Annotated in this window: 10 protein-coding genes and 1 tRNA gene; 2 read left to right on the forward strand and 9 right to left on the reverse strand. The window is 67.6% G+C overall.

All coding sequences use genetic code 11. The features are described from left to right. Positions 1-96: 96 nt before the first annotated feature. From prfA to argS, 9 genes are all read right to left on the reverse strand, one after another. A complete protein-coding gene (gene prfA / locus E3T25_RS08075; RefSeq protein ID WP_134343233.1) occupies positions 97-1176 on the reverse strand; it encodes a peptide chain release factor 1 in 1080 nt (359 codons plus the stop codon). Beyond that, a complete protein-coding gene (rho, locus tag E3T25_RS08080; protein WP_420898236.1) occupies positions 1176-3758 on the reverse strand; it encodes a transcription termination factor Rho in 2583 nt (860 codons plus the stop codon). The genes prfA and rho overlap by 1 nt, the downstream gene beginning before the upstream one ends. 545 nt (positions 3759-4303) lie before the next feature. Beyond that, positions 4304-5257, reverse strand: coding sequence for a homoserine kinase (gene thrB, locus E3T25_RS08085; RefSeq protein ID WP_104194086.1), 954 nt, complete (start codon positions 5255-5257; stop codon positions 4304-4306). Then, positions 5254-6375, reverse strand: a complete 1122-nt coding sequence (gene thrC / locus E3T25_RS08090) for a threonine synthase (protein ID WP_134343235.1) — start codon at positions 6373-6375, stop codon at positions 5254-5256. Before thrC ends, thrB begins: the two co-directional genes overlap by 4 nt. After that, positions 6375-7712, reverse strand: coding sequence for a homoserine dehydrogenase (locus tag E3T25_RS08095; protein ID WP_134373558.1), 1338 nt, complete (start codon positions 7710-7712; stop codon positions 6375-6377). The genes thrC and E3T25_RS08095 overlap by 1 nt, the downstream gene beginning before the upstream one ends. Continuing rightward, positions 7709-9157, reverse strand: a complete 1449-nt coding sequence (gene lysA, locus E3T25_RS08100) for a diaminopimelate decarboxylase (protein WP_134373560.1) — start codon at positions 9155-9157, stop codon at positions 7709-7711. The genes E3T25_RS08095 and lysA overlap by 4 nt, the downstream gene beginning before the upstream one ends. Positions 9158-9364: 207 nt before the next feature. Next, on the reverse strand, positions 9365-9652 hold the full coding sequence (locus tag E3T25_RS08105) for a hypothetical protein (RefSeq protein WP_134373562.1): 288 nt from the start codon (positions 9650-9652) through the stop codon (positions 9365-9367). A 143-nt stretch (positions 9653-9795) separates the two neighbouring features. Beyond that, positions 9796-10575: an LmeA family phospholipid-binding protein gene (locus E3T25_RS08110; protein ID WP_134373564.1), complete on the reverse strand. Its 780-nt coding sequence runs from the start codon at positions 10573-10575 to the stop codon at positions 9796-9798. Between the two features lie 2 nt (positions 10576-10577). Then, on the reverse strand, positions 10578-12254 hold the full coding sequence (gene argS / locus E3T25_RS08115) for an arginine--tRNA ligase (RefSeq protein WP_104099686.1): 1677 nt from the start codon (positions 12252-12254) through the stop codon (positions 10578-10580). A gap of 53 nt (positions 12255-12307) precedes the next feature. Here argS and E3T25_RS08120 point away from each other — a divergent pair, with 53 nt between their 5' ends. Next, a complete protein-coding gene (locus E3T25_RS08120) occupies positions 12308-12961 on the forward strand; it encodes an iron ABC transporter ATP-binding protein (protein WP_134373566.1) in 654 nt (217 codons plus the stop codon). A 168-nt stretch (positions 12962-13129) separates the two neighbouring features. Then, positions 13130-13201 (forward strand) — tRNA-Arg (locus tag E3T25_RS08125). Positions 13202-13590: the final 389 nt, after the last annotated feature.

Consider the following 13590-nt stretch of genomic DNA (forward strand, 5'->3'; position numbering starts at 1 on the left):
GCCTCGTTGTCGAACGGTGGATGCGAAAAGCCCAGCCTCCGTTCTCTCCAGACTACGAGAGACCGACGGCTGGGCAACCGCTGTGTGCGGGGTTGATCAGTCGTGATCACCGATCTCGGCCAGCCGGGTGGCTTCGTCGGCCGTGATGCAGGAGTCGATCACGGCGTCGAGGGCGCCGTTCATGACCGTATCCAGGTTGTAGGCCTTGTAGCCGGTGCGGTGGTCCGCAATCCGGTTCTCCGGGAAGTTGTACGTGCGGATGCGCTCGGACCGGTCCATGGTGCGGATCTGGCCCTTGCGCACGAGGGAGGCGGCGGCGTCGATTTCTTCCTGCTGCCGGGCAAGAACGCGGGCACGCAGAACGCGCATGCCGGCTTCCTTGTTCTGCAGCTGGCTCTTCTCGTTCTGCATGGCCACGACGATGCCGGTCGGAAGGTGTGTGATGCGCACGGCGGAGTCGGTCGTGTTCACGGACTGGCCGCCGGGGCCGCTCGACCGGTACACGTCGATCTTGAGGTCGTTCGCACTGATCTCGACCTCTTCGGGCTCGTCGACCTCAGGGAAGACGAGCACGCCGGCGGCGGAGGTGTGGATGCGTCCCTGCGACTCGGTGGCCGGCACTCGCTGAACGCGGTGCACGCCCCCCTCGTACTTGAGGTGCGCCCAGACGCCCTCGGCAGGGTCGCTCACGTTGCCCTTGATGGCGAGCTGAATGTCTTTGATGCCGCCGAGGTCGCTCGTGGTCTGCTCGATGATCTCGGTTTTCCAGCGCTTCGACTCCGCATAGTGCAGGTACATGCGGAGCAGGTCGGCGGCGAATAGTGCGGATTCCGCACCGCCCTCCCCCATCTTGATCTCCATGATCACGTCGCGGGCGTCGAGCGGGTCGCGCGGAATCAGCAGGCGCCGTAGCTTTTCGGCCGCGTTTTCCAGCTGCTCCACCAGACCGGGGATCTCAGCGGCGAAGTCGGCGTCCTCGTCCGCGAGTTCCCGCGCGGCATCGAGGTTCTCGCCGATCTCTTTCCACTCGTGCCAGGCCGCGATGATGCGGCTGAGCTCGGCATAACGACGGTTGACCTTCTTCGATCGGGCCGGGTTCGCGTGCAGCTCGGGATCCGCCAGCTGAGACTGGAGCTCATCGTGCTCAGCCAGCAGAGTCAGGACAGACTCGAACATCAGTGGTCCTTGTCTGACCCACCGAGGGTCGGCATCGACTTCTGAACCTGCATCAGGAACTCGACGTTGGACGTGGTCTCCTTGAGACGACCGAGGATGACCTCCAGTGCCTGCTGCTGTTCTAGCCCGGCGAGGGCGCGTCGCAGTTTCCAAGTGATCTTGACTTCGTCCGCGCTCATCAGCATTTCTTCACGCCGGGTGCCGGATGCGTTGACATCCACCGCGGGGAAGATGCGCTTGTCGGCCAGGTGGCGCGACAGGCGGAGCTCCATGTTGCCCGTGCCCTTGAACTCCTCGAAGATAACCTCGTCCATCTTGGATCCGGTCTCCACCAGGGCGGAGGCGAGGATGGTGAGCGAGCCACCGTTCTCAATGTTGCGCGCCGCGCCGAAGAAACGCTTCGGCGGGTACAGCGCGGACGCGTCGACGCCGCCGGAGAGGATCCGGCCCGACGGCGGGGCCGTCAGATTGTAGGCGCGGCCCAGGCGGGTGATCGAGTCGAGCAGCACGACGACGTCGTGGCCCAGTTCGACGAGACGCTTGGCGCGCTCGATGGCGAGCTCGGCGACCGTGGTGTGGTCTTCGGCGGGACGGTCGAAGGTGGAGGCAATGACCTCACCCTTCACCGTGCGCTGCATGTCGGTGACCTCTTCGGGACGCTCATCGACCAGGACAACCATGAGGTGGACCTCGGGGTTGTTCGTGGCGATGGCGTTAGCAATCTGCTGCATGACGATGGTCTTGCCGGCCTTAGGCGGTGCGACAATCAGGCCGCGCTGTCCTTTACCGATCGGGGCGACCAGGTCGATGATCCGCTGCGTCAGCTTGCCCGGCTCGGTTTCGAGGCGCAGCCGCTCCGTCGGGTACAGCGGGGTGAGCTTCTGGAACTCGACGCGGTTCGCGGCCTCTTCGACGGTCAGGCCATTTATGGAGTCGACCTTGACGATCGCGTTGTACTTCTGGCGTCCGCTCTGATCGCCTTCGTGCGGCTGGCGGATGGAGCCGACGACGGCGTCGCCCTTGCGCAGGTTGTACTTCTTGACCTGGCCGAGCGAGACGTAGACGTCGCTCGCACCCGGCAGGTAGCCGGAGGTGCGCACGAACGCGTAGTTGTCGAGGATGTCGAGGATGCCGGCGACGGGGATCAGCACGTCGTCGTCGTTCAGCTCCGGCTCGAAGTCGTCGCCGGTGGTGACGCCGCGACGCTTGCGGTCACGGAAACGGTTGCGGTTGCTACGGCCGTTCAGGTCGTCTTCGAGTCCGGCGCGGTCGGGACCGGCGTTGCGCTCCTGACCCTGACGCTCTTGGCCCTGGTTGCGGTCCTGGCGGTCCTGACCCTGACGCTCCTGGCGGTCCTGGCGGTCCTGGGCGCGATCCTGGCTCTGCTGGGCCTGGCGGTCCTGACCCTGGTTGCGGTCCTGACCCTGGTTGCGGTCCTGATTCTGATTGTCCTGGCTCTGGCCCTGGCCGCGGTTGCCGGTCTGGCGTTGCTGACGGGCGGTCTCCTCACCGCGCTCGGCGCTACGCTCGGCGCCCTGCGTGCGGTCGCCCCCGCGGCTGCGGTTGCGGTTGCGGCCCTGTCGGGGCTGTTCCGTCTGCTCGGACAGTTCGCCCTGATCGGCGTGGTCGCCGCGCTCGGTCGATTCGGCCTGATCAGTGACGACGGTCCCGACCGGGGCGTGCTGCTCGGTTCCGGTCTCGGTGCCGGTATCGGTGCCGGACTGGGTTCCGGTCTCCGTGGCGAATTCGTCGGCGTTGTTGCGCGCGTCGATGCTGTTGCGGGCATCGATGCTGTTGCGGGCGCCGCCGCTGCGGCCACCGCGTGAGCTACCGCGACGCGACCGGCCGGAACCGGTGGTCTCGGGTGCCGCCTCGGTGATCTCGGGGGTCTCCTCGGCCACGACTGCGGTCTCGGCGACCGCCTCGACCGGGGCAGCAGCCTCGGTGGTTGTTTCAGTCTCAACGGTGGGGGCCTCGGTGTCCACGATGGGGGCGGCGGCGGCTTCGGCCGCTGCCTTCACGGTGACCGACGTGGCACGTTTGCGAGCCTGGCGGGCCGGCTTCGTGGCCAGGACTACGGTCTCGGTCACGGGTGACTCCGGCAAGGCGCCGGCATAGGTGGTGGGGGCAGTGGTACGGCGGAGGGCCGCGGCGTCATCCGGAACGATCATGCCGATGCCCAGGTCGCCGTCAGCGTTGACGTGCGCCACCGCGGGAGCCGCGGTCGCGGTGGAGGCGCGGCGGGACACGCGCTTGCGCGGCGCGGCAACGGTGATCTTGGCAGCAACGTCGGTGGTCGAGGCCGCGTCGGTCGCGGCGTCGGCCGCGGGAATCGCCTCTTCGACGGGAACGGCGGCCGTGGTGTCGGCGGCCGTGACCTCGGCGGCCGTGGTCTCGGCGGAGACACCCGAGGATGCGCTCTTGGCCTGCTCGGCGGTGATTGCTCCTACGAGCTCTCCCTTGCGGAGCTTTGATGCACCCGGGATACCCAACTCGAGCGCCAGAGCCAGAAGCTCGGCGACGCGAAGGGTGGTGAGGTGCGAGGAATCCGCACCGGGGGTGAGGAGGTTGACGTCAGTCACGAAAATTGTCCTTTCCCCTGGCGTCATGCGAGCGGGCCAGGGAAGCTGTTGCGGCGTCTCACGCGCTGCGGGTGGTCCAATCCCAAAGTGATGTGGATTGAAGTGAACACACACAGCTACGCATAGATGATGCGATAGCAGTGAGTTACAGGGAATGCACCGGAGAAGAGAGCCGGGCGTTACGCGGTTCCATCGGGTGCACTTTTACTGTAGCAGAACGTAAGAACGCCGAGGACCGACCGGATACGGCGTGTCCTTGGCTTTCAGATACTCCTTGACCTGAGTGAGTCCTCACAGCCGTCAGCGATGAGTCACCGCTGCCGGGTCCAACCGGCTCGGTGCTCCGGCCTGCGTCCCGAACGAATTCGACGGAGATTTTGCCCAAATCGCACCTGATTCACCCGAAAGAGCGGTTTCACACGAGAATCTCCGTCGAATTGGTTCACCACCGGATCGGGCGCTGCGCCTGCGAGGAAGACTGCCCGGGCGGTGCAGTCGACTGACCGACCGGGAGCGACACAACCGATCGATTCGGACTCGCTTCTCTAACGCTCGGTGCGGGTGACGGTTGCACCCAGCACGTCGACGGCCAGCATCAGCGCCTGCCAGGGCGTTTCGGACTCGGCGGCGACGAGCTCGGCCGCGACGAGTCGCTGCCCTGGGTCACTGGCCAGCACCAGGATCGATGGGCCGGCGCCGGAGACGACGGCGGCGAAGCCGTGCTCCCGGAGCAGGGTGATCAGCCGGTTGGTCTCCGGCATGGCGGCGGCACGGTAGCTCTGGTGCAGTTTGTCCTCGGTGGCCGCGAGGAGCAGTTCGGGGCTCTGGATCAGGGCCGCGATCAGCAGGGCCGAGCGCGACAGGTTGAAGACGGCGTCTTCGTGCGGCACGCTCTCGGGCTGCAGGCTGCGGGCGAGCGCCGTGGACATGGCGTGCTCCGGAACGAACACGAGCGGCTTGACGCCGCGGTGCACCATCAGCTTCTTGTGGCGCGGTCCGTCGGGTGTCATCCACGCGATCGTGAGACCACCGAACAGGGCGGGCGCCACGTTGTCGGGGTGCCCCTCCATCTCAGTCGCGAGGGCCAGGAGCGCCTCCGCGTCGATGTCGACGATGCCCTCGAGCAGGCCCTTCGCGGCCATGATCCCGGCGACGATGGCGGCGCCGGACGAGCCCATGCCGCGGCCGTGCGGGATCTCGTTGTGGGCAACGAGGTTCAGTCCGGGCAGTTCCTGGCCGTAGGCGGCGAAGGCGTGGATGAGGGCGCGCACGACGAGGTTGGTCTCATCGGTGGGCACCACGCCTTCTCCGACGCCGTGCACCTCGACCGTGACGCCCGGCTCATCGCGAACGGAGACCTGGAGGTGGTCGTGGTGTGCCAGGGCCAGACCCAGGGTGTCGAAGCCGGGGCCGAGGTTGGCCGTGGTCGCCGGAACCTGCACGGTGACGGAACGGCCCGAGAGCACCGACTTGCCGGAGAGGGCCTCGGCGATGGTCATTTCTGGACCAGCCCGAGGACGCTGGCGATTTCGGCGGTGTCGACAGGCACGATGGTCGGCTTGACGTCGGAGCCGTCTGCGGTGCGGAGCGCCCACTGCGGGTCCTTCAGACCGTGGCCGGTGACCGTGAGTACCACGGTGGAGCCGGCCGGGATGAGCCCGGCTTCGGCGCGTTCGAGCAGGCCGGCGACGCTGATCGCGGAGGCCGGCTCGACGAAGATGCCGACCTCGGCCGACAGGATGCGGTAGGCCTCGAGGATCTTTTCGTCGCTGATCGCGCCGAAGTAGCCGTCGGTCAGGGTACGCGCGGCGAGGGCGAGGTCCCAGGATGCCGGGTTGCCGATGCGGATGGCGCTGGCGATGGTCTCCGGGTGGTCGACGCGGTGGCCGAGCACGATCGGGGCGCTGCCAGCAGCCTGGAACCCGAACATGCGCGGCAGCTTCGTAGTGGCGCCGCGCTCGAGCTCTTCGGTGTACCCGCGCGTGTAGGCGGTGTAGTTGCCAGCATTGCCGACGGGGACGATGTGGATGTCCGGCGCGTCTTCCAGCACCTCGACGACCTCGAAGGCGGCCGTCTTCTGGCCTTCGATCCGGTCGGGGTTGACCGAATTGACCAGGTGCACGGGGTAATTCGCGGAGAGGTCGCGGGCGATGTCGAGGCAGTCGTCGAAATTGCCCTGCACCTGCAGCAGCTGCGCGTTGTGTGCGATGGCCTGGCTGAGCTTGCCCATGGCGATCTTGCCCTCGGGCACCAGCACGACGGCCTGGATTCCGGCGTGGGTCGCGTAGGCGGCGGCCGACGCGGAGGTGTTGCCGGTGGACGCGCAGATGACGGCCTTGGCACCGTCTTCGACGGCCTTGGAGATGGCCATGGTCATGCCTCGGTCCTTGAAGGAACCGGTCGGGTTCATGCCCTCGTACTTGATCCAGACCTTCGCGCCCGTGCGAACGGAGAGCGCCGGAGCCGGAATCAGCGGGGTGCCCCCCTCGCCGAGAGTGATGATGGGCGTCGCATCCGTGATGTTGAGGCGGTCCGCGTACTCGCGCAGCACGCCGCGCCACTGCCGGGAAGCCGTCTTCACGACTGGTTTCGGCAGAGTCTCTCGTTCGCTGGACATCAGGCTCCTTCAACTCTCAAAACGGATGCGACATTGGTGACAAATCTGTTCGCGGCGAGGTCTGTCACGGTGGCCGCCAGGGCGGCCTCCGTAGCCTCGTGCGTTCCGATAACTAGGGTAGCCGTGGCGGAGACGGCGGAGCGACTCGCGGTGCCCGGCTGGGCCGGCGTCATCGACTGCTCGACCAGGGCCAGGGACACGCCGTGGTCGCTGAAAACGCTGGCGAGCGTGGCGAGAACGCCGGGTTCGTCGGTGACTTCCAGGGTGACGGCGTAGCGCGTGACGATCTGGCCGATGTCGAAGACCGGCAGGTCGGCGTGCTGGGACGCGGGAACGCCGGGGCCACCGGCGATGTGGCGGCGGGCCAGTGACACCAGGTCTCCAAGCACGGCGGACGCCGTCTCTACTCCCCCGGCGCCGGCGCCGTAGAACATCAAGCTGCCGGCCGACTCCGCTTCGACAAAAACCGCGTTGTTGGCGCCGTGCACGGAGGCGAGCGGGTGGCTGCGGTGAACCATGGCCGGGTAGACCCGGGCGGAGACGCCCTGCTGGCCGCTTTCGGCGTCGACGAGGCGTTCGCAGATGGCGAGCAGCTTCACGACGTAGCCGGCCTTGCGGGCTGAGTCGATCTGCGCGGGCGTGATGGCGGTGATGCCCTCGCGGTAGACGGATGCGAGCGGCACGGTCGTGTGGAAGGCAAGGCTGGCCAGAATGGCCGCCTTCTGCGCCGCGTCGTACCCGCCGATGTCGGCGGTCGGGTCGGCCTCGGCGTAGCCGAGGTCGGTGGCCAGGGCGAGAGCCTCCTCGAGGGTGTCCCCCTCAGTGTCCATCCGGTCGAGGATGAAGTTGGTGGTGCCGTTCACGATGCCGAGGATGCGGTTGACCTGGTCGCCGCCGAGACTCTCGCCGAGCGGCCGAACGATCGGGATCGCACCGGCCACGGCCGCCTCGTACTTCAGCTGTGCGCCGACCTGGTCGGCGGCGGCGAAGAGTTCGGGCCCGTGGGTGGCCAGCAACGCCTTGTTGGCGGTGACGACATCCGCCCCCGAGTTGATCGCCATCAGAATGTATGAGCGTGCGGGCTCGATGCCGCCCATCAACTCGATGACGACGTCGGCGCCGAGGATCAGGGTCTCGGCGTCGGTGGTGAACAGCTCGCGGGGCAGGTCGACGGTGCGCTCGGCGTCGACGTCGCGCACCAGGATGCCGACGAGCTCGAGGCTGGCACCCACCCGGTTGGCGAGTTCTTCACTGTTTTCGAGCAGCAGCCGGGCGACCTGAGCGCCGACGGAGCCGCCTCCCAGCAGCGCGACGCGCAGATTGCGGTATTCGATCATCGGGCGGGTTCCTTCGGTAGATCGGTCGAGCCGGTGGTCGAGCCGGTGGTCGGGCCGGTCGAGGCCGAGACCCCGGTGTCGCGGGCGAGCAGGTCGGCGATGGTCTCGCCGCGCACCAGCATCCGCGGGATGCCGCCGGCCACCGCGACCACGGCCGGCCGGCCGAGGAAGTTGTAGTTGTTCGACAGCGACCAGCAGTAGGCGCCGGTGGCCGCGACGGCCACCAGGTCGCCCGGGGCCACGTCGCCGGGGAGATAGTCAGCGTCGACGACGATGTCGCCGCTCTCGCAGTGCTTGCCGGCGAGGCGCACCAGCACCGGGTCGGCCGCCGACACGCGGCCGGCGAGCCGCACGGTGTAGTCGGCGCCGTAGAGGGCGGGGCGGACGTTGTCGCTCATGCCTCCGTCGACACTGACATAGAGGCGCGGGTTGCCGGCCACGTCGACGGACTTGGTGGTTCCGACCTCGTAGAGGGTGATTCCGGCCGGGCCGATGATGCAACGTCCCGGCTCGAAGGCGACCACGGGCACCGGGATGCCGAGGGCGCTGCACTGCGCGGCGACGATGTCGGCCAGGCTGGCCGCGAGCTCGCCGATCGGGGTGGGGGTGTCGGCCAGGGTGTAGGCGATGCCGAAGCCGCCGCCGAGGTTCAGCTCGGGGACGGGGCCGCCTGCGAGCAGGGCGGCGTGCACGGCGAGGAGGCGCGACGCGGATTCGGCGAAGCCGTCGGCGCCGAAGATCTGCGAGCCGATGTGGCAGTGCAGGCCGCGGAAGCCCAAGCTCGACTCGGCCCGGATGAGGCCCACCAGCGCCGCGGCGTCATCGAGCGTCACGCCGAACTTCTGGTCTTCGTGCGCCGTGGCGAGGAATGCGTGGGTATGCGCGTGCACACCGCTGTTCACGCGCAGCCGAACGGCCTGCACGATGCCGTGCCGGGCGGCGGCCGCGGCGACGCGCCCGATTTCGACCAGGCTGTCGATCACGATGGTGCCGACGCCGACGCGGCAGGCCTCGTCGATCTCGGCCAGGGATTTGTTGTTGCCGTGATAGCCGAGCCGGTTCGGCGGGCTGCCGGCCGCCAGCGCCACGGCGAGTTCGCCGCCGCTGCAGACGTCGATGTTGAGACCTTCGGCCAGCATCCAACGGGCGATCTCGGTGGACAGGAACGCTTTGCCGGCGTAGTAGATGTGCACGCTCGTGCCGATGCGGGCGAACTCGGCCTCGAAGGCGGCGCGGAGCGAGGCCGCGCGGGCGCGGGCATCCGTTTCGTCGACCAGATAAAGAGGAGTGCCGAATTCGGCGGCCAGGGCGGGGGCGGTGCAGCCGCCGATGAGGAGTTGCCCCTGCGGGGTGCGGTCGATGGTGGCCGGCCAGAGGCCATCGGCGAGCGCATTGGCGTCGTCGGGCAGGCAAAGCCAGTCGGGGGCGAGCGGGTTGGTGGCCACGGGTGAAAACCTCACGGGAAATGTCGAGTGGGTGTCTCACTGAGTGGCGAGCGAACCCGGATTGGTCCCTGAAGCCAGTGAAAGGATGCCGTCGGCTGCGACCGGGGACCTGGTCCGAGTGTAGCGAACGGCGCCGGTGCGCGCCGAATCGCGTTACGTCCCGCTGCGTGGCGGGCTGCGCGGGCTGGGCAGCGTGGCGGGCTGCGGTCAGACCAGCGCGGCAGTTTCGGCCACGTCGACGATCCACGCCTCCGGGTCGATCATGACGCTCGAGCCGCTGCTGCACCAGATGCGCCGCATCTTGAGAAGCATCTTCTCCGCTTCCCGGATGGTGCCCAGTTCCAGGTCGACCATGACGAAGTTCGGATCAGTCACCGAGCGGAAAATCGTATAGCGGATCACCCCGGATCCGCGGCGGTCGGCCGGGTCCAGATCGAAGGCACGTTTCCAGCGGCCATAGTCGGGCACGGGGTGTTGAATGCGCAACAACGTCATGGTGCCTCCTCGAAAAGGCGAATGCGCGACCGGCGGATACCTCGAGTGTACGACCCCGCGGGCGTCGTGTCAGGCCCCGGTTTGATTACGGTCCGAACGATGTGCGAGCGTGTCGGCGTGCTGCAAGGGCATGAAGTGCGGGGTCAACCGGCGGTGCAGCTGCCGAGGGTGGTCAACGACTGTCGGCTCAGCGTCAACGAGCTCGACTGCAGCGTGAGTCGCGCTCGATCCGCGGTCACGTTCACTCCGGCGAGGGTGACCCCCTCGGGGAGGTACTGGGCCACGCAGATGCGGAGCGGTTCCTCACCCAGAACACGAGACAGCAGGTTGCCGGCGTTGATGCTGCCGCCGCCTGAGGTGACGCTGGCACCGCTCGGCGTGAGCAGCAGTGCGTCGGCGTCCACGCTCGGCGTCGCCGAGGCGCGGTAGCCGATCGGGAAGCCGACCACCGCCAGGCTGCCGCTGTAGCTGATCTCGTCCTTCCCGAGTTCGACGCCGGCGTCGGGGACATTGCTCGGCAGAACCTGGCTCAGCAGGGTGTTGAGGGCATCGGGTTCGAGGTCGATGATGCCGCGCACGTCGCCGACGGGCTGGGATTGGTCGAGCGGGACATCCGTCGCCACGACGTGCACGGATGCCGGCACGCCGTCCACGGTCAGGGTGCCTGATTCCAGGGCCACCCGGTCGAAGCTGCCGCCGAGGTACTGCGCGATGACCGACAGGCCTCCGATGGAGACGGCCACGTCCCCGGTCACGGTGTCGGGCAGGTTCGAGGCGATCTCCTGCTCGATCTGGCCCTCGGCGTAGCTGCGCAGGCCCCCGTCGACGAAGAAGAAAGCAGCGACGAGCCCGACCACGACCAGACCCGCGACGATGAACGCCCCGAGCCCGCGACGACGGGATTTCCTGGCGGACGCGTCCATGCCTACATGCGTTCCGGTGCGGAGACGCCGAGCAGGCCGAGGCCGTTGCGGATGACTTGGCCGGTGGCGTCGTTGAGCCAGAGCCGGGTGCGGTGCAGGTCGGTGATCGGTTCGTCGCCAAGCGGGATCACCCGGCAGCTGTCGTACCAGCGGTGGTAGTAGCCGGCAACCTCTTCGATGTAGCGGGCGATACGGTGGGGCTCGCGCAGTTCGGCGGCCTGCGCGACGACGCGCGGGTATTCCTGCAACACGCCGAGCAGGGCCGATTCGCTGTCGTGGGTGAGTAGCTCCGGGGCGAATGCGGTGCGTTCCACCCCCGCGGTGGCCGCGTTGCGGGCGACCGAGCAGGTACGGGCATGCGCATACTGCACGTAGAAGACCGGGTTCTCGTTGGTGCGCTTGCCGAGCAGGTCGAGGTCGATGTCGAGCTGAGTGTCGCTGCTGGAGCGCACTAGGGAGTAGCGGCCGGCGTCCACGCCGACGGCGTCGACGAGGTCGTCGAGGGTGACGATCGTTCCGGCGCGCTTGCTCATCCGCACCGGTTCGCCGTTGCGCAGCAGGTTGACCATCTGGCCGATCAGGATCTGCAGGTTCACACCGGGCACGTCGCCGAACGCCTCGACCATGGCCATCATGCGGCCGACATAGCCATGGTGGTCGGCGCCGAGCATGATCAGGTTCTGGTCGAAACCGCGCTCACGCTTGTCGAGGTAGTAGCCGAGGTCACCGGAGATGTAGGCCGGTTCGCCGTTGGAACGGATGATGACGCGGTCGCGGTCATCGCCGAACGTGGTCGTGCGCAGCCAAATGGCCCCGTCTTCTTCGAAGATGTGGCCCTGTTCGCGCAGCCGTTCGATGGCCCGGTTGACGGCGCCGGACTCGTGCAGGGAATCTTCGTGGAAATACACGTCGAAATCCACGCCGAAGCCGTGCAGCTTCTCCTTGATCTCGGTGAACATCAAATCGACGCCGACGCTGCGGAACACTTCCTGCTGCTCGTCGCGGGCCAGCACCGCGATGTCGCCTTCGTGGCTGGCCACGACCTGGTCGGCGATGTCTCCGATGTAGGCGCCGCCGTAACCGTCTTCGGGGGTGGGCTCGCCGAGGTAGCCGGCGAGCACGCTGCGGGCGAAGCGGTCGATCTGCGAGCCGTGGTCGTTGAAGTAGTACTCGCGGGTGACGTCGGCGCCCTCCGCCTGCAGCACCCGGGCCAGGCTGTCACCCACGGCCGCCCAGCGCACGCCGCCCATGTGGATGGGGCCGGTGGGGTTGGCGGACACGAACTCGAGGTTGATCTTGAGGCCGTCGTAGAGGTGCCCGGTGCCGTAAGCGGGGCCCGCATCGACGATGGTCTTGGCGAGTGCGCCGGCGGCGGCGGCCTCGAGACGGATGTTGATGAAGCCGGGTCCGGCGACGTCCACCGAGGCCACGTCGGGAAGCTGTTCCAGGCCGGCAGCCAGTTCGGCGGCCACCTCGCGCGGGTTGGAGCCGAGTGGCTTGGCGATCTTCATCGCGATGCTGGAGGCCCAATCACCGTGGTCGCGGTTTCTCGGACGCTCGAGGGTGACATCCGCCCCGGTCAGGTTGACGTCGGTCACGTCGATTCCGGCCTCGCGTCGACGCTCGCTCAACTGGAGGATGAGGTCTAGCAGGGATTGGGAAAGCTCAGCGGGAGTCACGACTAGCAAGCTTACCGGCCCGGTCACAGACAACCCTCTTGGTAAGGTCAAGCGTGACTCACTCCCTCTCGCCCAGACTCCCGCGCGGACGGCTCCTGCGCACCACCCTTCTCCTTGCCACCGGCACGGTCGCCGTCGTGGCGCTGGCTGCCTGCGGTTCGGGTTCCACCCCGGAAAGCAGCCCGTCGGCAGCGTCGCCATCAGCTACTCCCGGGTCGACGTCGGACGCGACGCAGACACCGGGGCCCACCGCGACGCCGACGCCCACCCCCACGGCAGCAGGCACCCCGGTCACATTTACCTGCGACCAGGTGCTCACCCTCGACGACGTCTACGCCTTCAACCCGAGCTACGGCACCGCCCCCGGTTTCGAGCCGACCATCGCCGCGGGTCAGACGGCGGCAGAGTACCAGGGGCTGAATTGCGGACTGCTCAATCAATCCAGCGACGGAACGATCGAGGTCTCGGTGACCCAGCCCAACGACGTGCTGCTGTCGCAGCTGAAGAACGATGCCATCAGCTCCAGCCAGATCGTTCCCACGTATGGCACGCCGCCCGCCGTCGAGGGCTATTTTTCGGCTGCCGGCGGTTCTGGTGTGGCTCAGGTCTTCACCTCCACCTACTGGATCACGGTGGGTTCGAGCGAGTTCGTCGAGCCGGGCGACGCCGAGTCACTCGTTTCCGCGGCGATCGCGAACCTGCAGTAACACGCCCGGGCGGACCGCGCGGCGGAACCCACCTGAACCTGCCCGAACCTGCCGAATTCGGCCTTTCCGGTCGAGTTCGGGTGGTGTGCCGGGCGGGCTCGACCGCATCCGTCGAACTCGATGCGGAACATCGCCTGCCCGGATGCTGATAACCTAGTGTCTTCCCTGGCCCCCATAGCTCAGGGGATAGAGCACTGCCCTCCGGAGGCAGGGGCGGCAGTTCGAATCTGCCTGGGGGCACAACTGTCAGAGTCCGTGCGAACACTGAGTCGCGGGCTAATCGGCGACACGATCTCAAGGTTTTGTCACGCCGTTTGCCCACACTGGCCCACAGCTCCTCGCCGCGGACTCTGATGCCTTGCCGCTCGGCTACGCCCGGATGCGTGACCCGGTAGGTGTGCGGCATGAAGCCCGCGGCGGTCGGTCGGGTCTGGGAGCACGTCGTCGGAGCCCCACCGCAACGACTCGAGACCGCGGTACTTACAGACGATGGCCGGGGACGGCTGCCACCAAGACCTTCCCCCCGTTCGAATCCGGAAGCAGCGTGGTTGCCGTGCCCCGGCCCCTCCGGAATCGCGTGCAACGCGGAGAATACCGCTACCGCCTCTGAAGCTCCGGGCCCGGTGGTG

It is taken from the genome of Cryobacterium sandaracinum (genome assembly GCF_004403415.1).
Lineage (GTDB): Bacteria > Actinomycetota > Actinomycetes > Actinomycetales > Microbacteriaceae > Cryobacterium > Cryobacterium sandaracinum.